This is a genomic window from Chromohalobacter sarecensis, assembly GCF_023061135.1.
Lineage (GTDB): Bacteria > Pseudomonadota > Gammaproteobacteria > Pseudomonadales > Halomonadaceae > Chromohalobacter > Chromohalobacter sarecensis.
In genome coordinates this window covers 70,815-91,937 of record NZ_JAKGAN010000012.1, presented here as the reverse complement: position 1 = coordinate 91,937, position 21,123 = coordinate 70,815, and the positions used below count along the sequence as shown (strand labels likewise).

The window sequence follows — 21,123 nt, the reverse complement described above, 5'->3', positions numbered from 1 at the left end:
TTTAGCGTGTGTTAAGGGGCGCCCATTCATTGCCGCCGCTGCAAGCGCAAGATGTTGGCAGCGGACTTTACGAGGTCGGGGTCAAGCGGCGTCGTTGGCGAAGGCGGCTCTCATCAATTCCTGGGTGTAACGTTCGCGCGGGTTGGCGAAGATATCCTCGGTGGTGCCCTGCTCGACGACCTGACCCTCCTTCATCACCACTACAGTGTCGGCCAAGGCGCGTACCACCGAGAGGTCGTGGCTGATGAACAGGTAGGTCAGGTCATGCTTTTGCTGCAGATCGCGCAGCAGGTCGATCACCGTGACCTGAACCGAGCGGTCGAGCGCCGAGGTGGGTTCGTCGAGCAGCAGGAATTTCGGTTTGAGTACCAGTGCCCGGGCGATGGCGATACGCTGACGCTGACCGCCGGAGAACTCGTGTGGGTAGCGGTTGCGCATCGCCGGGTCGAGCGCGACTTCCCCGAGCGTCTCGATCACCCGTGCCTCGCGCTGACGGCGGTTAAGCTCGGGGTGATGCACACGCAGGCCTTCGCTGATGACCTCGCCGACGGTCATACGCGGCGATAGCGAGCCGAAGGGGTCCTGGAAGACTACCTGCATGCGTGAACGCAGCGGGCGCATGCTGCTGGTATCGAGGGTGGCGATATCGCTGCCGTCGAAGCGAATCTCGCCGCGACTCTTGAGCAGCCGCAGCAACGCCCGACCCAGCGTCGACTTGCCCGAACCGGACTCACCGACGATGCCCACGGTCTGTCCGCGACGAATGCTCAGGTTGATGCCGCGTACCGCCTCGAAGTACTCGCTGGCGCGGAACAAGCGCTTCTTGAGCGCGAAGCGCACACGCAGGTCCTTCGCTTCCAGCAGCATCGGCATCGTCGCGTCGACGGGGGGCTTGCGACCACGCGGGTCGGCATCGATTAGCATGCGTGTGTAAGCGTGTCGGGGATTGCCGAACACTTCGCCGGTGGTGCCGGATTCGACGAGTTCGCCGTGGCGCATCACGCACACCCGGTCGGCGAAGTGGCGCACGATCCCCAGATCGTGGGTGATGAACAGTATCGCCATGCCGTAGCGCGCCTGCAGGTCCTTGAGCAGCGCCAGGATCTGCGCCTGCACAGTGACGTCGAGCGCGGTGGTCGGCTCGTCGGCGATCAACAGCTCGGGCTCACAGGCCAGCGCCATGGCGATCATCACCCGCTGGCGTTGGCCGCCGGAGAGCTCGTAGGGATAGCTATCGATACGCCGAGAAGGTTCGGGAATGCCCACTTGCTCGAGCAATTCGATGACCTTGGGGCGCGCTTGGCGCCCATTGAGGCCGAGGTGCTTTTCCAGCACCTCGGCGATCTGCCGACCGATGCGCTGCAAGGGGTTGAGCGAGGTCATCGGCTCTTGGAAAATCATCGAAATGGCGTTACCACGGATGCGGCGCATGCGTTTGGGCGTGACGCTCAGCAGGTCTTCGCCCTTGAAGCGAATGGCGCCGGACGTTTGCGCCAACTCGGGCAACAACCGCATCGCGGCGGTCGAGGACACCGACTTGCCGGAGCCGGACTCGCCGACCAGCGCCAGCGTCTCGCCAGGCTGGATGGAAAAGCTCACTTCCTTGACCGCCGAGACGATGCCGTTGGGCAGTTGGAAGTCAACGCTCAAGTTGTCGATTTCAAGCAGATTGTCAGCCACGGTCACCTCAGCGTGTTTTCGGATCCAGGGCATCGCGCAGCCCATCGCCCAGGAAGTTGAGACAGAACAGCGTCACGGCGAGAAATAGCGACGGCACCAGCAACAGCCACGGTGCGCTCTGCATCATGTCGGTGCCTTCGGAGATCAATACGCCCCAGCTGGTCAGCGGCTCCTGCACGCCGAGACCGAGAAAAGACAGAAAACTCTCGAGCAGGATGACCTTGGGCACGGTCAACGTGACGTAGATGATTACTGGGCCGATGGCGTTGGGGATCAGGTGGCGGGTGACGATTTTGCGGTCGCGGACCCCCAGTGCGTGAGCGGCTTCGATGAACTCGCGCTGTTTGAGCGCCAGTGTCTGGCCGCGCACGATGCGCGCCATGTCGAGCCATTCGACCGCGCCGATGGCGGCGTAGATCAGGAAGATGTTGCGCCCGAACACCACCATCAACAGGATCACTAGGAACATGAACGGCAGCGAGTACATGATGTCGACGAAGCGCATCATGAGGCTATCCACACGCCCGCCGACATAGCCGGAAATGGCGCCGTAGAGCACCCCGATCACCAGGCTGACGAAGGTGGCCACCAAGGCTACCGAGAGCGATACGCGGCCGCCATAGAGCGTGCGGGTCAGCAGGTCGCGACCGTTGGCGTCGGTACCCAGGAAGTGGCCGCTTTCGAAGCTCGGTGCGGCGTTGAAGGCGTTCCAGTCGACTTCGGCGAGTCCCCAGGGGAGTAGGTAGGGGCCGATCACACATACCGCGCTGATGAGAATCAGCAAGATCAGGCTGACCATCGCCGCTTTGTTCTGCTTGAGCCGTCGCCAGGCATCTTGTCCGAGGCTTTCGCCCGCCACGGGGTCGGGTTCGGCCGGCGGGTTGGGACTGCCGGGCGGCAGGTTGTGCCCGCTGTAGGGTGTTGTGTCCGTCGTCATGGTCATTCCTTGCCGGTCAGTCGTCATAACGGATTTGTGGATCGAGTGCGGAATAGAGCAGGTCGACGAGCAGGTTCATCAGCACGATCAGTGCGCCGTAGAACACCACCGTGCCCATCACCAGGGTGTAGTCGCGGTTGAGCGCGGCCTGCACGAAGTAGCGACCGATGCCGGGAATGCCGAAGATCTGCTCGATTACCACCGAGCCGGTGATGATCCCGGCGATCGCCGGCCCCAGGTAGGACGTCACGGGGAGCAGCGCCGGGCGGATGGCGTGGCGCCAGATCACCTGGCGCTCGGAAAGCCCTTTGGCGCGCGCCGTGCGAATGTAGTGGCTGCCCAGCACCTCGATCATGCTGGCGCGCATCATGCGTGCGATGTAGGCGATCTGCTGTATCGACAAGGCGATCACCGGCAACACCAGATTGGGCCATGCACCGCCGTTCCAGCCACCGGCGGGGAGCCAGGCAAGCAGGACGCCGAATACCAGCGCCAGTATCGGCGCGATCACGAAGTTGGGCACTGCGATACCTGCCAATGCCGTGCCCATGACCGTGTAATCGATCATCGTGTTGCGCCGCAGGGCCGCGATGATCCCCAGCGGGAGGCCGATCAAGAGTGCGAGAAGAATGGCCAAGCCGCCGATCTCGAGACTCACCGGAAAGCCTTGAGCAATCAGCTCGGTGACCGAGAAATCCTTGTACTTGAACGACGGCCCGAAATCCCCCTGCAGCAAATTACCCATGTATCGCAGGTATTGCTGGGGCAATGGCTCATCGAGGTGATAGGCCGCTTCGAGGTTGGCCTCGATTTCCGGGGGTAATTGGCGCTCGCCGTCGAACGGCCCACCCGGCGCGACACGCATCAGGAAAAATGAGATCGTGATCACGATCAGCAGAGTGGGAATCGCCATCAGCAGGCGCTTCAGGGTATAGGTCAGCATGGGGCATTCCGTACATCGTCTGCAGACGGGGCGGTATCACAGGGATGGACTGGTCCGATAGCAAGCCTGTGGGAGGGCGCTGTGAACCCATCCTTGGGCACTACATTCGTTGTCTGACCGCCATGGATGGCGGAAATGCCGGAAAAGTCGGGAACTGTTTTCCGGCCATGACGAATGACCCTCGCTTCGGTTCGCTCTCGGCGGCCACCTTTCACTTGTAGGTTGTGCAAAGGTGTCCTTACTCAGAGAACTTCACCCAGCGTGAGGGGTGGTCATCCTCGGCGTTATCCTGCCAACCGCTGATCTCGGGGTTTACCAGGTTGCGTGTCACGTAGTAGAGCAATGGCACCAGGGCGTAGTCGTCGAGGGCGACGTTCTCGGCCTTCTCGAGGAGCGCCTCGCGCTTGTCGAGATTCAGGGTGCTGGCGGCCTGGTCGAGCAGCTTGTCGTACTCGGCATTGTCATACCCGCCGTAGTTGTTGCCGACGCCGCTGCGCAGCAAAGTCAGGAAGTTTTCGGCATCGTTGTAGTCGGCGATCCAGCCGGCGCGAGCGACGTCGAAGTCACCTTCCTGGATGGTCTGGTAGTGGACGGTGGCTTCGGCGTTGGTCATTTCGACCTCGACACCCAGCGGTTTCCACATCGCTGCCAGGGCAATGGCGATCTTCTTGTGCTCGTCGGAGGTGTTGTAGCGCAGTTTCAGTTGCAGCGGATGGTCGGGGCCGTACCCGGCCTCCTCGATTAGCTGCTTGGCCTTGGCCAGACGTTTGGCATAGTCGCCATCGACGCCGTCCATTTGCTGGACGTCGTAATGGCTGGTGCCCGGCGGGACCAGGGAGTAGGCATCCTTGAAGCTGCCGGCCATGATCTGCTCGGAGAGCACCTTTCGGCGCGCCACCAGGTTCAATGCTTCCCGGACACGTTTGTCGGCGGTCGGTCGACCGTCGCGAGTATTGAGCACGTAGTAGTAGGACCCCAGCATCGGGCTCAGGTGGGTGGCCTTCGGCAGGTTTTCTTCGAGCCACTGGTAACGGCTCGAGGGATAATCGCGGATGATATCCAGCTCACCCGCGCGGAAACGCGAGATGGCAGCGTTGCGATCTTCGGTATTGAAGTAATTCACGCTGTCGAGGCTGACCTCGTCGGCATCGTAGTATTCGGGGTTTTTCTTGACGGTGATACGCGACTGCGAGATCCATTCCGCCGGCTCGAAGGCGCCGTTGGTGACGATGTTGTCCATCTTGACCCACTGCTTGCCGTATTCGTCGACGGCGTGCTTGGGCAGGGGATAGGCAGTGTAGTGGGTCAGTAGCTGTAGAAAGAAAGGGGTCGGCGAGTTGAGAGTCACCTTGAGGGTCTTGCCATCGTCGAGTGATTCCACGCCCAGGGCATCGAGCGGCTTGTCGCCAGTGCTGACAGCCTTTGCGTTCTTGATCGGGTAGAGCAGGTAGGCGTATTTCGAGGCGCTGGCCGGGTCGAGCAGATGTTGCCAGCCGAAGACGAAATCCTCTGCGGTGACCGGTTCGCCATCGGACCACGTGGCCTCGTCGCGCAGGTGAAAGGTGTAGGTCTTGCCGTCCTCGGAAATCTCCCAATCGGTGGCCATGCCGGGGATGGCCTCGCCCTCGGGGTTTTTCTTGAGCAGGCCTTCGTAGACATCCATCAACACCTGGGATTCCCAGACGCCGCCGGACACCTGCGAGGTGTCGAAGGACGCCAGCTCGCCCATTACGCCGATGTTGAGGGTATCTGCCTGGGCTGATGTTGCCAGGGCCAAGGATGACAGCGCCATGGCGCCGAGTAGGGTATGCGAGTGTCGAAGCATATTGTCTATTCCGCTTGTTGTTGTGTCGGATGCCGTGAAAGGCACCACATCTGTTGGATTACCTTCTCCCCGTCTGGTGAAACGTGTCTATTGCAAATTTCGTATATGCTTTTTCACATATTCGATAGAGCGCTATCCCATGCCGCGTAGCGCGGCATGGGATAGCCGCTCGCGCGTGCATTGGCTACAATGTGTCTCTTTTCTTCACCGTGTGCCGGCAAGCACGCCGCTGCGGTGCGAATCAGCGCACCTGCAAAGGATTCCCATGCAAGAGATCAACCCGATCAACCACCTCATCAAGGACCTGTCCGAACGGACAGACGTCCTGAGGGGGTATCTTTGACTATGCCGCAAAGAAAGAACGGCTAGAGGAAGTCACCCGCGAGCTGGAAAGCCCGGATGTGTGGAGCGATCCGGACTACGCGCAGAAGCTGGGCAAGGAGCGCGCCACTCTGGAGGCGGTCGTCGAAACCTTCGACGCGCTGGAACGGGGCCTGACGGATCACCAGGAACTGCTTGAGCTGGCGGTGATGGAGGAAGATGACGCCACCGTCGATGAAGTGAGAAGCGAACTCGAAAAGCTCGAGTCACAGCTCACCAAGCTCGAGTTCCGGCGTATGTTTTCCGGTGAGATGGACGCCAACAACGCCTATCTCGATATCCAGGCCGGGTCCGGCGGCACCGAGGCGCAGGACTGGGCCAACATATTGCTGCGCATGTACTTGCGCTGGTGCGAACATCACGGCTTCAAGACCGATATCATCGAGTTGTCCAGCGGCGATGTGGCGGGCATCAAGTCGGCGACCTTGCACATTCAGGGCGATTACGCCTTCGGCTGGATGCGCACCGAGACCGGCGTGCATCGCCTGGTGCGCAAGAGCCCGTTCGACTCGGGTGGGCGCCGGCATACCTCGTTCGCCTCGGTGTTCCTGTCGCCGGAGATCGACGACAACTTCGAGATCGAGGTCAATCCATCCGATCTGCGCGTCGATACCTACCGCTCCAGCGGCGCGGGTGGCCAGCACGTCAACACCACCGACTCGGCGGTGCGTATCACCCACGAACCCACGGGGATCGTGGTGGCCTGCCAGGGTCAGCGCAGCCAGCATGCCAACCGCGATTTCGCCATGAAGCAGCTCAGGGCGAAGTTGTGGGAGATAGAAATGGATAAGCGCAACGCCGCCAAGCAGGAAGCCGAGGACAATAAGTCGGATATCGGTTGGGGCAGCCAGATCCGCTCCTATGTGCTCGATGACCAGCGCATCAAGGACTTGCGCACCGGTGTGCAGTCCAGCAACTGCGAGAAAGTCCTCGACGGCGACCTGGATCAGTTTATCGAGGCGAGCCTGAAACAAGGGCTTTAAGAAAGCCTGAAGAGCGGCACTTCGTGCCTGGAAGCTGTAAGAGGGAAGCAAGATCAAAAGTCAAACTTCAAAAGCCGTTGAGTGATTGTGAAGTGATGGTTTGATCTTGGCTTCTAGCCTCTAGCTTCCAGCTTTCTTTTATTCTTTACAGGTAACGACATGGCCAACCAAGACTCCTCTCAACACGACGAGAATCATCTGATCGCGGAACGCCGTGCCAAGTTGGCGGCACGCCGCGCCCAAGCGGCAGAAGAGGGCGATAGCGCCTTTCCCAATGATTTTCGTCGCGACAGCCTCGCCGCCGAATTGCAGGCCGAGCTGGGCGATAAGGACAAGGCCGAGCTGGAAACGCTCGGCCGTCAGGCGTCGGTCGCCGGGCGCATCATGCGCCAGCGTGGGCCGTTCATCGTCATTCAGGACGTGTCCGATCAGATTCAGCTGTATGTCGACAAGAAAGGTTTGCCCGCCGAGGTGCTGGAAGACGTCAAGAGCTGGGATATCGGCGATATCGTCGCGGCGCGCGGGCCGGTGCATAAATCTGGCAAGGGCGATCTGTACGTGATGATGGGCGAGGCGCGCTTGCTGACCAAGAGCCTGCGTCCCCTGCCGGACAAGTTTCACGGCCTGACCGACACCGAGGCGCGCTATCGCCAGCGCTACGTCGATTTGATCATGAATCCCGAGTCGCGGCGCGTCTTCGAGGTGCGTTCGCGGGTGATCGCCGGCATACGGAACTTCCTGGTCGAGCGCGGCTTCATGGAAGTCGAAACGCCGATGCTGCAGCAGATTCCCGGCGGCGCCACGGCACGGCCGTTCGTCACGCATCACAACGCGCTGGATATCGACATGTATTTGCGCGTGGCGCCGGAGTTGTATCTCAAGCGGCTAGTAGTCGGCGGCTTCGAGCGGGTATTCGAGATCAACCGCAACTTCCGTAACGAGGGGCTGTCGACGCGGCATAACCCCGAGTTCACCATGCTCGAGTTCTACTGGGCCTATGCCGATTATCGTGACCTGCTCGATCTGACCGAGGCGATGATCCGCGACGTCGCCCACGACGTGCTGGGCACGACGACGGTCGAGTACCAGGGCGCGAGCTACGCACTCGGCGAGCCGTTCCGGCGACTTACCCTGCGTCAGTCGATCCTGGAATACGGCGAGGGTATCGGCGAAGGCGACATTGATACCTTCGAAGGTGCTCAGGCGACCTGTGAGCGTCTGAAGATCCCGGTCAAGCCGAACTGGGGTCTGGGCAAGCTGCAGACCGAAATTTTTGAGCACGTCGCCGAGGAAAAGCTCGATCAGCCGACGTTCATCACCGAATATCCGGCCGAGGTCAGCCCATTGGCGCGGCGCAACGATACCAATCCTCACGTCACCGACCGCTTCGAATTCTTCGTCGGTGGCCGTGAGCTTGCCAACGGCTTCTCCGAGCTCAACGATGCCGAAGACCAGGCCGAGCGCTTCGCCGAGCAGGCGGCCGAGAAGGACGCCGGCGATCTGGAGGCGATGTACTACGATGCTGATTACGTCCGCGCGCTGGAGTACGGCCTGCCGCCGACGGCGGGTGAGGGCATCGGTATCGACCGCCTAGTCATGCTGCTGACCGATAGCCCGTCGATTCGTGACGTGTTGTTGTTCCCGGCGATGCGCCCTACCGCCGAGTGAAGCGCTTGGCTAGTTTTGATCATGGTGCGTCACCTGCGTGCTTCGCATGGATGGGCGAGAAGCGCCCATGGCGGGGCTGTTCGGCCGGGGCGGAAATTGTTGGTAAGGGGCGCTTCGAGCGCCCATAATGGCGGCGTTTTAGCGTCGCGTCCCGTCTGTCCAGGAGAATCCCGATGAAACTGCTTAACCGCTCCGCGCTGAGCGTCAAGCCGACCCAAGCGTTCGTTGACTGGATCAACTCGCTGGAGCCCACCGTCGGTGAGGACGATCTGACCCTCGACGATGTCGAGCGGGAAAGCACCGTCTACCTGATCCCGGAAATGGATTCGCCCGAGGTGCTGGCCGCCTACGTGCGTGAGCGCCACCTCGATCTGCTCGAGAACGAGTTGAGCGCTTGGGAAGAAGACGTGCGCCAGTGGCCAGAACCGCTCGACTGGGCGCTGTTCGAGCAGTTCCTCGTCGTCGAACACAGCTATCTGGCGTTGGATCTCGATGATGAAGTGCCGCTTGAGATTTCCGAGATCGACGATGGGCTGCTGCTCGAAACCGAAGAGGATTGACGCGTTCGGTGAGCAGTGTAGAGAACCGGTACGCGGCGACTATTGAGTCGCCGGTGTGTCGTGAGACGAGAGCGTCGGTGATAAGCAAAGGCGTGGCGACGTGCTGATGCGGCGCCTTTTCGTGACACGCCCTGGCGATGAAGGCTTGCCCGGCCCCCAGCGCCGCCTGGCGATGTTGGTGATGGTGCTGGGGACGCTAATGTCGGTGCTCGATAACGGCATCGTCAATATCGCCTTGCCCACCCTGGCGCAAGAGCTGTCGGTGAGCGAGTCACGCGTGGTGTGGATCACCAACGTCTATCAGCTGGTGTGCGCGGCCCTGTTGTTGGGGTTTGCCGCTCTGAGCCGGCTTATTGGACGGCGACGCCTGTACTTGGGCGGTCTGGCGCTGTTCGTGCTGGCCTCGTTGTGTTGTGCGCTGTCGCGCAGTTTCGAGTGGCTGGTGGCATCGCGCATGCTGCAAGGCATCGGCGCTGCGGCGATGTTGAGCATTGGCCCCTCCATGTACCGCTTGATCTTTCCCTCGCGTCTGCTGGGCTCGGCAATCGGCATGGGCGCTCTGGTGGTGGCCTTCGGTATCGCTTTCGGTCCCTCGTTGGGCGGCATCATCCTGCATTTCGCGAGTTGGCCGTGGTTGTTCGCCATCAACCTGCCGCTGGGGCTGTTGGCCTTGATCCTGGGGATTCGCGCGCTACCCAGCGAGACCATCGAGTCGCGGGGATTCGATTGGCTGGGAGCTTTGCTGTCGGCCGCGATGCTCAGCGGTTTCGTGTTTTCGCTCGATCATATCGGCCACGGTGCGCGCGGCATCAGTGCCTGGTTGCCGTTGGTGCTCAGCGTGCTGTGCCTGGTGCTGTTCGTGTGGCGTCAACGTCGCGCGAGTGCGCCATTGGTGCCGCTGCCCATGTTTCGTGCCACGCGCTTTAGCATTGCCGCGATGATCTCGTTGATGGCCTTCGTCGCCCAAGGAATCACCTTCGTGGGGCTGCCGTTCATGTTTCAGACGGTGATGGGCGCGACGCCGCTCGAGGCTGCGCTGCTATTCACTCCCTGGCCGCTGGCGTTGATGCTGGTGGGGCCGCTCTCGGGGCGGCTCGCCGACCGCTTCAATCCAACGCTGATTTCGTCGCTCGGTCTGGGGATTTTCCTGCTGGGAATGCTGAGCCTGGTGACCTTGACGGCCGACTCCGGTGGCGTGTCGGTCGCCTGGCGGGCGGTATTATGCGGGGTCGGCTATGGGCTGTTCCAGGCGCCCAACAATCGCGAGATGATCGGCAGCGTGACGTTGACCTACAGCGCCAACGCCTCGGGCGTCTTGGCCTCGGTACGGACCTTCGGCCAGGCCTTGGGAACCGCCTCTGTGGGGCTGATGCTGGCGTTTTCCTGGGGGTCGCTGTCATATGCACTATGGCTGGGTTGTGCCAGTGTGGTGGTAGCGTTGGCGCTCAGCGTTTGGCGGATTCCACTGGCGCGCGCCGAAGCGTGAGCGATGCTTATTCCCCAACGCGGGAAACGTTACAATGACGCGTATCCGACAAAGGAGGAAGGTGTCATGAGTGTTCAGGCACGTATCGAAGAAAAGCTGCAGTCACTCGACCCCGAGCACGCGGCGGTCGAGAACGAAAGCCACATGCATCATGTGCCGCTGGACTCCGAAACGCACTTCAAGGTGACGTTGGTTGCCGAGCGCTTCGCAGGGCTGATGCCGGTCAAACGCCATCAGCAGGTCTACGCGTTGCTCGCCGACGAGCTTTCCGGCCCGGTGCACGCCTTGGCTTTGCACCTCTATACCCCCGAAGAATGGCACCAGCGTGACGCGGCACGTCCGGATTCTCCCAACTGCCGAGGCGGCGACGCACACTGACATGGTAGGCGACGTCCAGCGGTTGCAATATCTCGAGGCTATGGGGCTTGGCGCCTGGACCAGCCGTTATCGGCTGCCCAATGCGCTGCCCACCCCCGCGTGTGAATGGGAAACGCCGCCCGCCGAAGCGCCGACGAGCCATGGTGCGCGCTTGCAAGCGCTGCTCGACGATACGGTAAGGGCGCCGTCGACGGGGGAGACATCATCGGGGGCGACGCCATCGCGAGATACTGGCAAGCCGGCCTCGAGTGGGTCGGCGCGCGCATTGCTGCTGGGCGATGCGCCCACCGAGTCGTCGTCTTCGACGCCGGAGGTTGCCGCCGAGCCGGCGGCGCCGGCCGCTGACGTTGGCGAGACCGAGACCCAAGCGGCGCTGCGCTATGATCTGCAAGTCGCGGCCTTGGAAGGGCGCTGGTTGTTGCTGGTGCCCGAGGCGACGGTGCCTGACCGCACAGCGCTCGAACTGCTGGGCAATTTGTTGCGCGTGGCCGGCATCGCCGTGGACGCGGCGCTCGAGTTCCGCAGTTTTCAATGGCCGCTCGTCGACAACGCGCCGATGACGACGGCGCCTCTGGACGATGCGCGCGACGGCCTGCGTGCTTATCTCGCCGGCCAGGCACGACGTGGCTGGCGGCCTGAACGTCTGGTGGTGTTCGGCCAGGATGCCTCTCTGAATGAAGTGCTGGCTCTCGAAGAAGCCCGCAGCGAGACCCTGGACCTACCTTGTTGGACGCTACCGGCGCTGGCGACACTCAAGTCATCCGCCGCCGCCAAGCGTGCCTTGTGGCCGCAACTTACGGCGTGGCGCGAAGCCTGGGCCGGCCACGACGATGCGTCTTGAGCGGCTGACGCCCGCACATCTGGATGCCCTGGAGGCGCTCGAAGCAGCAGGGCAGGTACATCCTTGGAAGCGGGCGACCCTCGCGCGGGCACTCGCCGACGACACCCTGGACGTCTGGGGTGCGTGGCGTGACGCGACACTACTGGGGCATGCGGTGCTTGCCTGGCTGCCCTTCGAGGCCGAGCTGCAAGCGATCACCGTGGCGCCCCAGGTGCGCCGTCAGGGCGTGGCAGGCATATTACTTGCGCATCTCGTGACGCGCGCTCGGCAACGCGGCGCCGAGCGCTTACTGCTTGAAGTACGCGAGAGCAACGCGCCTGCCCTGGCGTTGTACCGTCGATACGGTTTCGACGAGGATGGGCGTCGACGAGGTTACTATTCCCCCGCCGAAGCGAGGGGAGGCGTCCGCGAAGCGGCCATCCTGATGTCGAGGCCGCTCGCGGTGCGAGCGGTCGACTGACGGCGCTCCCGTCTGTAGTTATCTGTAGTTACTGGTTTTGCGAGTTATCGCTGGCGTCGTTTTCGATATCCTGGAACTTGCCTAGCAGTCCGTTAAGACGGCGTTCCCATTCATCACGCTCCTGCTTGAGGCGCGTATTCTCCTCGCGCAGCTCTTCCGCCTCCATTTTCAGCATCTCGATGGTCTCGACAGCGTTCTGCACCTTCTGCTCGAGCTGGTTGAAAAGTTCGAGGCTCATGGACTTCTCCTACACGGTGGATGAGGCGATGCGAGTGGCACGGACGAATCTTGCCGAGCCGTTGGCGGCTAGCGTACGCGCGCGGCGCGCGCGCGACAAGCGTCTCCTGGCCCCGACAGGACGTCAGGCAGCGCGCTGGCGACGATAAAGACGCCCGATGCCATCGCCGGCGCGCACCTCGCGATGTAGTTGCCAGTTAGCGGGCACCCGAGGCTCGCACTCGTGCTCTATTTCCAGATAGATCAACGCCTCCTCACTTAGCCAACCGTGTTCCTCCAAGGCCTGGCAGGCGTCGGCGGCGTGGCCCTGGCGGAAAGGGGGATCGAGAAAGACGATGTCGAAGGGTGTGACGGGGCCAGCGAGAAACGCCATGGCGGTTTGGCGATGCACCTGGCCGTTGGCGTTCAGCGTGGCGATATTGGCGCTCAGGCTGGCGGCGACATCGCTGTCGGTCTCCACGAAAAAGGCCTGAGCGGCGCCACGCGAGAGAGCCTCCAGCCCTAGCGCGCCGGTGCCGGCGTATAAGTCCAGAACCTGCGCGCCGGTGAGCTCGAAGGCTAGCCAGTTGAACAGCGTCTCGCGGATGCGGTCCGGCGTGGGGCGTAGCCCGGGGCGCTCGAGCACGGGCAGCTGTCGGCGACGGTAGTCGCCGCCGATGAGGCGTAAGCGCCCGTTGGCGCGTGACGGCGAGGCGCGACGCGTGCCACGGGCAGGGCGCTTGGCGGAGGAGGAGCGACGTCGATTCATGATCGGCGGATTGTACCGCCACCCGCCGCACAGTGATAGGATGTGGCGATTCAGACACTTCAGGACGCCGGGCGTCTTCTCCGCCGTGTCGCGGGGAGCGTGGCGCGCGTCGTCCGCGTAGACGTAGATCACGCCCATGTTCGGTTTTTTAAAGCGCAAGAAGAAGCAAGAGTCTCCCGCCCAGGATGTCGATGAGTCGCAAGAAGACGCGGCGGCGCTCGACAATGAAGAGGGCGATACTGGCCACGAGGAAGCGACCGACGATGAGGCGCGCCGCGCCGTCGGAACGGTCGACCCCGATTCGGCCGAAGCGACCGAGGTTGTCCCCGAGCCGTACGAAACCCAGGCCGCGCGCGAAGCACTGGACGACCCCGAGGTAACGCCCCGCGATGGCGCCATGGGCGATGCTCGTCCGCTCGATCCCAATGCCGAGGCCCTCGCCGAGGACGTCGCCCCCGATGACGAGATGCCGCCAGCGTCTTCCCAGGCGGCTGCCGAGCCGGCGACGATTGCCGAGCCCGAGCCCGAGCCCGAGCCCGAGCCCGAGCCCGAGCCCGACACAGCGACGCAGATCGACGAGCCGGCCAGCGTGGCGCAACCTCAGGAGCGTCCCAAGAAGAAGAATTGGTTCGCGCGCATCAAGTCGGGGCTCGGCAAGACACGTGCCAATTTCACCGAAGGTCTGGCGGGTCTGTTTCTGGGCAAGAAACAGATCGACGATGAGTTGATGGAGGATCTCGAGACCCAACTGCTGATGGCGGATGTGGGTATCGAGGCGACCACCGAAATCATCGACCGCCTGACTGAGCGCGTCTCGCGCAAGGAATTGAAGGAGCCGCAGGCGCTTTACTCCGCCTTGCAGGAAGAACTCCAGGATCTACTCGACCCGGTTGCCCAGCCGCTGACGTTGCCGCCCAAGGGCGAAGGGCCGTTCGTGATTCTGATGGTCGGCGTCAATGGCGTCGGCAAGACCACTACCATCGGCAAGCTGACGCAGCGTTTCCAGAACGAGGGACGCAGCGTGATGCTGGCGGCGGGTGATACCTTCCGCGCGGCGGCGGTGGAGCAGCTCAAGGTATGGGGCGATCGCAATCAGGTGCCGGTCGTTGCGCAGCACACCGGCGCCGATAGCGCTTCGGTCATCTACGATGCGCTCTCCGCCGCCAAGGCGCGCGGTGTCGACGTATTGATCGCGGATACCGCCGGGCGCCTGCATAACAAGAGCCACCTGATGGAAGAGCTCAAGAAGGTACGTCGCGTCATGGCCAAGCTCGACGAGCAGGCTCCGCACGAGGTGATGCTGGTGCTGGATGCGGGGACGGGCCAGAACGCCCTTTCTCAAGCCTCCACCTTCAACGAGGCGGTGCCGGTGACCGGCATCACCTTGACCAAGCTCGACGGCACCGCCAAGGGTGGCATCATCTTCGCCCTGGCCAAGCAGCTGGGCACACCGATCCGTTTTATCGGCGTGGGCGAGACCCTTGATGACTTGCGGCCGTTCGCCGCCGAGGATTTCGTCTCCGCGCTGTTCGAACGCGACACGGGCGGAGACGCGTAGCGGTATGATCGTCTTCGAGCATGTCGGCAAACGTTACGGCGGGCGCTCCGAGGCCCTCGCCGATATCAACTTCCGGGTGGGGCGGGGCGAAATGTTGTTCCTCACCGGTCACTCGGGCGCCGGCAAGAGCTCGTTGCTGCGCTTGGTCATGCGCCTGGAAAAGCCCTCTCGCGGCCGCGTACTGGTGGCCGGCCACGACCTCGACCGCTTTCATCTCAGCCAGATTCCCTATTACCGCCGCCAGATCGGCGTGGTCTTCCAGGATCACCAACTGCTGTTCGATCGCAGCGTTTTCGCCAATGTGGCGTTGCCGTTGGAGATTCAGGGCGTGGAGCCCCGCGAGTCGGCGCGTCGCGTGCGGGCTGCACTGGACAAGGTTGGGCTGCTGTACCGGGAAACGGCGCTGCCCATCGAACTCTCCAGCGGTGAGCGCCAACGCATCGGCATCGCCCGGGCGGTGGTCAACAAGCCGTCGTTGCTGCTCGCTGACGAGCCCACTGGTAACCTCGATCCGCAGCTCTCCACCGATATCATGCGCTTGTTCGAGGACTTCAACCGTATCGGTACCACGGTGATGGTCGCCAGCCACGACCTGGCGCTGATCACGCGCCTGCGGCACCGGGTTCTGCGGCTGCGCGAAGGCCGATTGGTCGGCGACGAGGAGGCGACATGACGCGGCGCACGACGTCTTCGGAAAGCCAGCGCCCCGCGCGGCGTGGCGCCCGAGCCTCGCAGGTAGGGCTGGAAAGCCGCACGCGGGCATGGCTGCGTCATCATCGCGCGATGTGGCTCGATAGTGCTCAGCGGCTCGCCAAGCGCCCGCTGAGCAGTCTGTTGACCATGCTGGCGATCGCCATTGCTCTGGTGCTGCCCAGTGGGTTGTGGCTGGCGCTGGACAGCGCCCGACTGCTGGATGCCGAACTCGACGAAAGCGCGACCGTGACCGTCTATCTCGACACGCGCCTCGATGAGCGCGCGGCGATGGACGTCGCCGCGCGACTGCGCGATCAGGCACCCGTGGCGGGAGCGCGGCTGGTGACCGCCGCCGAAGGTCTGGCCGAATTCCAGCAGGGCGTGGGGCTCGAGGATGCGCTGGCCTCGCTGGAAGACAACCCGCTGCCCGCAGCGGTGGTGGTTACCCCGGCCGATACCGATCCCGATTCTGTGCGTGTGCTGGCGAGCAATCTCGAGGCGGTCGACGGCGTCGATGAGGCGCGCGTCGATCTTGCCTGGCTGGAGCGCCTGCGGCGTCTGGCCGAGTTGGGTCAGCGTCTGGCCCTGGCGCTGGCGGGGCTGTTCGGGTTGGGCGTGCTGCTGGTAGTTGGCAATACCATTCGCCTGGCGGTGGAGAGTCGTCGTCAGGAGATCGAGGTGGTGACGCTGATCGGGGCCACCCATGCGTTCGTACGCCGCCCGTTTCTGTATAGCGGTGCCTGGTACGGCTTGGGCGGCGGCGTGCTGGCGATCATATTGCTGGTACTGGGCGGCCATTGGTTGTCGGCGCCGGTCACCGCCTTGGCCGAAAGCTACGGGGCGCACTTTACGTTGCCGCGACTAGGCTTCGGGGGATCGGTTTTGCTATGTTTTTGTAGTACACTGCTTGGCTGGCTGGGTGCTTGGTTAGCCGTCGGCCGTCATCTTGCCGACATTAAACCCCGCTAGGCTTGACAAGCCTGATGGCATGTATTGAACTTTCGTTCAAGTTAGCCTTCTAATGGGTCATCCGTGCTATCAGGCACATGATTCCTTTGCCGTGCCGCCGTGGATGTTGGATACGCCACGCACGCAGGGTGAACAACCGATGGAGACATCTGCATGAGCAACAGTCTTCAGCCCGTGGGTCATCTTTCTCCCGGTCATGACCTGAATGGTTACATTCAGGCCGTCAATCGCATTGCTGTGCTGTCCTCCGACGAGGAGCGCGAGCTGGGCTTCCGCCTTTACGACCAAGGCGATCTCGAAGCGGCGCGGCGTCTGGTCATGTCGCATCTGCGCTTCGTGGTGCACATTGCGCGTAGTTATTCCGGCTATGGCCTGCCCCAGGCTGATTTGATCCAAGAAGGCAACGTCGGCTTGATGAAGGCCGTCAAACGTTTCGACCCGAATCAGGGCGTGCGCCTGGTGTCGTTCGCCGTGCACTGGATCAAGGCCGAGATTCACGAATACGTGCTGCGCAACTGGCGCATCGTGAAGATCGCCACCACCAAGGCCCAGCGCAAGCTGTTCTTCAACCTGCGTGGCGCCAAGAAGCGCCTGGCATGGCTCAATAACGACGAAGTCGATGCCATCGCCAAGGATCTCGACGTCAAGCCGCAGGTGGTGCGTGAGATGGAAGGCCGTCTCTCGGCGTTCGATGCCGGCTACGATGCCTCGCCTTCCGAAGATGAAGACCAGGGCTATCAAGCGCCGGTCCATTACCTCGACGACGAGCGCTACGATCCTGCCGCGCAGCTCGAAGCGGCGGACTGGGAAGAAGACTCCTCGCATCGCCTGCAGTCGGCGCTGGGTGAGCTCGATGAGCGCTCGCAGGATATCCTGAAGCGTCGTTGGCTTTCCGAATCCAAGTCTACGCTGCATGAGCTGGCCGATGTGTACGGTGTCTCCGCCGAGCGTATTCGTCAGCTCGAGAAGAACGCCATGAAGAAGATCAAGCAACAGCTCGGCGACGCCTTCGCCGCCTGAGTTTGAGTGCTAAAGTGCCCAGGTCGACGCTAAAAGACCTGCGCGCGAAAGCAACAATGCCCGGCCATGCGCCGGGCATTGTCGTCTGTGGCGTCTATACGTGGGCGGGGTGCGGTGTGGCGACCAGCAGACGAGCGGAGAGCATTTGCCACTGATCTTCCCAGTGCTCGGTGGGAAGACGCCGGAAGTCGCTGCGCACATATTGCGTGATCCGGCCATCGGCAGTGGCCAGCAGCAGGTTGGCAGCGGCCGAGACTTTTAGCGTGGTGCGCAAGCCTTCGTGAATCTCGGCTTCGCGCAGGATCTGCTTGAGCTGAGTTTCCAGGCGGTCGAAGAGCTGCGTCATGCGCACGCGTAAGCGCGCGGTTTCGCCGGTCAAGGCATCGCCAACGAGCAGCCGGCACAGGCCGGGGTTCTTTTCGGCGAAGCCCAGCAGCAGGGTCAGAATATGATGGCAGCGCGCTTGTGCCTGCGGCTCCTCATCGAGAATGCGACGGATGCGCTCGAACAGCGTCTCCTCTATGAATTCGATCAGCCCTTCGAACATCCGCGCCTTGCTGGGGAAATGCCGATAGAGGGCGGCTTCGCTGACGCCGACCTGGCGGGCCAGTGCGGCGGTCGTGATCCGCTTGCCGCTGTCCTCCTGCAACATCAGCGCCAGCGCCTGGAGGATCTGCTCCCGGCGAGTTTGCTTAGGTGTTTCCTGCGTCATCGATTTTCTTCTATTGGAATCGTGTTAGCCCATCCTAATGGGCTGCCGGGATGCCGACAAATCGTCGCGCATCGCGGCGCACCGTCCCGGGTGCGAGGGGAATTGTCAGTCAGTGGCGCCTTCGTCGCTGGCGATGTCGGTGATCAGCGTGCCGACCCCGGCATTGGTGAATATCTCGAGTAGCGTGGCGTGCGGTACGCGACCGTCGATGATATGCGAGCTGGCCACACCGCCTTTGACGGCATCCAGCGCGCAGCGAATCTTGGGCAGCATGCCGCCATGGATGGTGCCATCGCCGATCATTGCGTCCACCTGAGCGGTGGAAAGGCCCGTCATGACCTCGCCCTCGGCATTCATCAGACCGGCGACGTTGGTCAGCAGCATCAATTTCTCGGCGTTCAGCGCCTCGGCGACCTTGCCGGCAACCAGATCGGCATTGATGTTGTAGCTGTGGCCTTCGGCGTCGACGCCGATCGGCGCGATCACGGGGATGAAATCGCGCGCGGTGAGCATCTCGATGAGGTCGGTGGCGATGTGCTCGACCTCGCCGACATGGCCGATATCGATGATCTCCGGTGCGGTCATCTCTGGGGTCTGGTGTTCGACGCGCAACTGGCGTGCGGTGATCTGCGCGCCGTCCTTGCCGGTCAGGCCGATGGCCTTGCCGCCGCTACGATTGATCAGGTTGACGATGCTCTTGTTGACCAGCCCACCGAGGACCATCTCGACCACGTCCATGGTTTCGGCATCGGTGACGCGCATGCCGCCGACGAAGCGCGACTCGATGTTCAGGCGCTTGAGCAGGTCACCGATCTGCGGGCCGCCGCCATGCACCACCACCGGATTGATGCCGACTTCCTTCATCAGCACCATGTCGCGGGCGAAGGAGTCGATCAGCGTGTCCTCGGTCATGGCGTTGCCGCCGTACTTCACCACCACGGTCTTGCCGGAGAAACGCTGGATGTAGGGCAGCGCCTCCGACAGGATCTCGACCACTAGACGCGGGTCGCGTGCGTGTTCATTCATGAATGTTGTCTCCTTGAAAGCGGCCAGTGTTAAGGCACCGGCCGCCGAGTCTCAGAAGGGGAGATCGGCCTCGGGGGCGACCTGCTTGAGGGCGTCGCGGAATTGGCCCTGAATGCGGGTCAGGGCTTCCTCGGTCTTGCCTTCGAAACGCAGCACCAGCATCGGCGTGGTGTTGGACGCGCGGCACAGGCCCCAGCCGTCGGCATAGTCGACCCGGATGCCGTCGAGAGTAGTTTTTACGCCATCCTCGCCGAAATCGCCTTCTCGAGCGAGCTTGTCGACGATTGCAAACTTGTTCTCGTCGCTGACCTTGGCATTGAGCTCCGGCGTGCTGAGGTCCTGCGGGAAGCGTTCGAAGAAGGCGTCGGCGTCCAGCCCTTGTGTCGAACGTTGCCGCGAGAGGATCTCCAGCAGACGGGCGGCGCCATAGAGGCCGTCGTCGAAGCCGTACCAGCGTTCCTTGAAGAAGATATGGCCGCTCATTTCGCCAGCCAGCGCCGCGCCGGTTTCCTTCATGCGCGCCTTGATCAGCGAGTGCCCGGTGCGCCACATTTCCGGTGTGCCGCCGGCCTTCTCGACCACCTGAGCCAGGTTGCCGGTGCATTTGACGTCGAAAATGATGCGTGCGCCGGGACTACGCTGCAGCAGGTCCTCGGCGAAGGCCATCATCAGACGGTCAGGGTAGATCACCTCGCCCTTGGGCGTGACCACGCCGAGACGATCGCCGTCGCCGTCGAAGGCCAGGCCGATGTCCGCGCCGGTGTCCTTGACGGTACGGATCAAGTCCTCGAGGTTTTCCAGCTTGCCGGGATCGGGGTGGTGATTGGGGAAATCGCCGTCGATCTCGGCGAACAGCGGCGTCATCTCGGCGCCCAGGCGCTCGATCAGTTGCGGGCCGAGTTCGCCAGCCACGCCGTTGCCGCAGTCGACCACGGCCTTGATCTTCCCGCTCAGACTGATATCGCCGAGGATGCGCTCGAGATACGCCTCGCGCACATCCATCTCACGCAGGCTGCCTTCACCCTCGCCGAGCGCACCGTCCTGGATACGCTGATAAAGCGCAGTGATGGCGTCGCCGGAGAGCGTTTCGCCGCCGAGTACGATCTTGAAGCCGTTGTAGTCGGGTGGGTTGTGGCTGCCCGTGACCATGACGCCGGAGCTCGTGCCTTCCAGCGTGTGCGTGGCGAAGTAGAGCACCGGCGTGGGCACCATGCCGATGTCGATGACATCGCGTCCCGCGCCGCGCAGGCCGCGGATCAGGGCCGCTTGAAGACGTTTGCCCGAGTGGCGGCCGTCGCGAGCGACGACCACGGTAGCTTCGTCGCGGCTGGCGGCTTCGGCACCGATGGCACGCCCGATCAGCTCGACGCCTTCCTCGGTCAGGCTGTCGTCGACGATGCCGCGAATGTCATAGGCGCGGAAGATGGCCGCGCTGATGGAGGTGTTGGGAGCTTGTTGGCTCATGGTGAATCCCTTCGAGTCGATGGCCATATGGCCGTGAACATCGGGGCGACCTTCAGCGTCGCCCGCCCGAACTCAATGGCGGCCGGAGTGGCCGAAGCCACCTCCGGCGCGCTCGCTGGTGGCAAAGTCCTCGACGATGTCGAGCTTGGCCTGTACCACGGGCACAAGCACATATTGTGCCAGGCGCTCGCCCGGTTCCAGAACGAACGTCGTGTCACCGCGATTCCAGACCGAGATCATCAGCTCGCCTTGATAATCGGAGTCGATCAGGCCGACGAGATTGCCCAGCACGATGCCGTGTTTATGCCCCAGGCCGGAGCGCGGCAGGATCATGCCGGCAAGGCTCGGGTCGCCGATGTGCACGGCAAGGCCGGTGCGCACCAGCTCGCAGTCGCCCGGCGCTAAAGTCAGCGGGCCATCGAGCAGCGCGCGCAGGTCCATGCCGGCGCTGCCGGTGGTAGCGTAACCGGGAAGCGGGAAGTCGTGGACGCGTTCGTCCAGAATCTTCACCGACAAGGTGGTGTCGGAAGACAACGAGGCATCTGACATGGGAA

General features: G+C 62.7%; 21 protein-coding genes. 11 read left to right on the top strand and 10 right to left on the bottom strand.

Translation table 11 applies throughout. From position 1 onward, the window contains the following. Positions 1–81: 81 nt before the first annotated feature. The 4 genes from L1071_RS15415 to L1071_RS15400 form a co-directional block, all read right to left on the bottom strand. Positions 82–1,680, bottom strand: a complete 1,599-nt coding sequence (locus L1071_RS15415; protein ID WP_246976715.1) for an ABC transporter ATP-binding protein — start codon at positions 1,678–1,680, stop codon at positions 82–84. A 7-nt stretch (positions 1,681–1,687) separates the two neighbouring features. Next, complete coding sequence (locus L1071_RS15410; protein WP_246976713.1) at positions 1,688–2,617, bottom strand: ABC transporter permease subunit; 930 nt, start codon at positions 2,615–2,617, stop codon at positions 1,688–1,690. A 16-nt stretch (positions 2,618–2,633) separates the two neighbouring features. Further along, a complete protein-coding gene (oppB, locus tag L1071_RS15405; protein ID WP_246976710.1) occupies positions 2,634–3,560 on the bottom strand; it encodes an oligopeptide ABC transporter permease OppB in 927 nt (308 codons plus the stop codon). Between the two features lie 238 nt (positions 3,561–3,798). After that, positions 3,799–5,385 carry a peptide ABC transporter substrate-binding protein gene (locus tag L1071_RS15400; RefSeq protein ID WP_246976707.1) on the bottom strand — a complete coding sequence of 529 codons (1,587 nt, stop codon included), beginning with the start codon at positions 5,383–5,385 and terminating at the stop codon, positions 3,799–3,801. A 265-nt stretch (positions 5,386–5,650) separates the two neighbouring features. On the opposite strand from L1071_RS15400, the gene prfB reads away from it, so the two are divergent. The 7 genes from prfB (at position 5,651) to rimI (ending at position 12,142) form a co-directional block, all read left to right on the top strand. Next, positions 5,651–6,749, top strand: a protein-coding gene (prfB, locus tag L1071_RS15395; protein ID WP_246976704.1) for a peptide chain release factor 2 whose coding sequence is annotated in 2 segments (ribosomal slippage) — positions 5,651–5,725 and positions 5,727–6,749 — 1,098 coding nt in all. Because the reading frame shifts where the segments join, the coding sequence is not laid out codon by codon here. Between the two features lie 159 nt (positions 6,750–6,908). Further along, positions 6,909–8,417: a lysine--tRNA ligase gene (gene lysS, locus L1071_RS15390; RefSeq protein WP_246976702.1), complete on the top strand. Its 1,509-nt coding sequence runs from the start codon at positions 6,909–6,911 to the stop codon at positions 8,415–8,417. 173 nt (positions 8,418–8,590) lie between these two features. Beyond that, entirely contained in the window at positions 8,591–8,977 is a 387-nt protein-coding gene (locus L1071_RS15385) for a hypothetical protein (RefSeq protein ID WP_246976700.1), read from the top strand. 106 nt (positions 8,978–9,083) lie between these two features. Further along, complete coding sequence (locus L1071_RS15380) at positions 9,084–10,463, top strand: MFS transporter (RefSeq protein ID WP_246976749.1); 1,380 nt, start codon at positions 9,084–9,086, stop codon at positions 10,461–10,463. Positions 10,464–10,529: 66 nt separating this feature from the next. Then, positions 10,530–10,841: a BolA family protein gene (locus L1071_RS15375; protein ID WP_246976698.1), complete on the top strand. Its 312-nt coding sequence runs from the start codon at positions 10,530–10,532 to the stop codon at positions 10,839–10,841. A gap of 1 nt (position 10,842) precedes the next feature. After that, positions 10,843–11,682, top strand: a complete 840-nt coding sequence (locus L1071_RS15370; RefSeq protein ID WP_246976696.1) for a hypothetical protein — start codon at positions 10,843–10,845, stop codon at positions 11,680–11,682. Next, positions 11,672–12,142: a ribosomal protein S18-alanine N-acetyltransferase gene (gene rimI / locus L1071_RS15365; RefSeq protein WP_246976694.1), complete on the top strand. Its 471-nt coding sequence runs from the start codon at positions 11,672–11,674 to the stop codon at positions 12,140–12,142. The genes L1071_RS15370 and rimI overlap by 11 nt, the downstream gene beginning before the upstream one ends. A 28-nt stretch (positions 12,143–12,170) precedes the next feature. On the opposite strand, the gene L1071_RS15360 is transcribed toward rimI, so the two are convergent. Both L1071_RS15360 and rsmD read right to left on the bottom strand, forming a co-directional pair. Next, positions 12,171–12,380 carry a cell division protein ZapB gene (locus L1071_RS15360; RefSeq protein ID WP_246976692.1) on the bottom strand — a complete coding sequence of 70 codons (210 nt, stop codon included), beginning with the start codon at positions 12,378–12,380 and terminating at the stop codon, positions 12,171–12,173. 123 nt (positions 12,381–12,503) lie between these two features. Continuing rightward, positions 12,504–13,127: a 16S rRNA (guanine(966)-N(2))-methyltransferase RsmD gene (gene rsmD / locus L1071_RS15355; protein WP_246976744.1), complete on the bottom strand. Its 624-nt coding sequence runs from the start codon at positions 13,125–13,127 to the stop codon at positions 12,504–12,506. Between the two features lie 136 nt (positions 13,128–13,263). Between rsmD and ftsY the strand changes: the two genes are divergently transcribed. From ftsY to rpoH, 4 genes are all read left to right on the top strand, one after another. Next, positions 13,264–14,685 carry a signal recognition particle-docking protein FtsY gene (gene ftsY / locus L1071_RS15350; RefSeq protein WP_246976690.1) on the top strand — a complete coding sequence of 474 codons (1,422 nt, stop codon included), beginning with the start codon at positions 13,264–13,266 and terminating at the stop codon, positions 14,683–14,685. A gap of 4 nt (positions 14,686–14,689) precedes the next feature. Beyond that, complete coding sequence (gene ftsE, locus L1071_RS15345) at positions 14,690–15,358, top strand: cell division ATP-binding protein FtsE (protein ID WP_246976687.1); 669 nt, start codon at positions 14,690–14,692, stop codon at positions 15,356–15,358. Beyond that, positions 15,355–16,347 carry a permease-like cell division protein FtsX gene (ftsX, locus tag L1071_RS15340; protein WP_246976684.1) on the top strand — a complete coding sequence of 331 codons (993 nt, stop codon included), beginning with the start codon at positions 15,355–15,357 and terminating at the stop codon, positions 16,345–16,347. Before ftsE ends, ftsX begins: the two co-directional genes overlap by 4 nt. Before the next feature lie 153 nt (positions 16,348–16,500). Beyond that, on the top strand, positions 16,501–17,367 hold the full coding sequence (gene rpoH / locus L1071_RS15335; protein WP_246976681.1) for an RNA polymerase sigma factor RpoH: 867 nt from the start codon (positions 16,501–16,503) through the stop codon (positions 17,365–17,367). A gap of 94 nt (positions 17,368–17,461) precedes the next feature. Here rpoH and slmA read toward each other — a convergent pair whose 3' ends face one another. From slmA to dut, 4 genes are all read right to left on the bottom strand, one after another. Continuing rightward, positions 17,462–18,079, bottom strand: coding sequence for a nucleoid occlusion factor SlmA (slmA, locus tag L1071_RS15330; RefSeq protein ID WP_246976678.1), 618 nt, complete (start codon positions 18,077–18,079; stop codon positions 17,462–17,464). 105 nt (positions 18,080–18,184) lie between these two features. After that, positions 18,185–19,105, bottom strand: a complete 921-nt coding sequence (argB, locus tag L1071_RS15325; RefSeq protein ID WP_246976675.1) for an acetylglutamate kinase — start codon at positions 19,103–19,105, stop codon at positions 18,185–18,187. A 51-nt stretch (positions 19,106–19,156) separates the two neighbouring features. Beyond that, positions 19,157–20,569 carry a phosphomannomutase/phosphoglucomutase gene (locus tag L1071_RS15320; protein WP_246976672.1) on the bottom strand — a complete coding sequence of 471 codons (1,413 nt, stop codon included), beginning with the start codon at positions 20,567–20,569 and terminating at the stop codon, positions 19,157–19,159. 72 nt (positions 20,570–20,641) lie between these two features. Next, positions 20,642–21,118, bottom strand: coding sequence for a dUTP diphosphatase (gene dut, locus L1071_RS15315; RefSeq protein ID WP_246976669.1), 477 nt, complete (start codon positions 21,116–21,118; stop codon positions 20,642–20,644). Between the last annotated feature and the right edge of the window lie 5 nt (positions 21,119–21,123).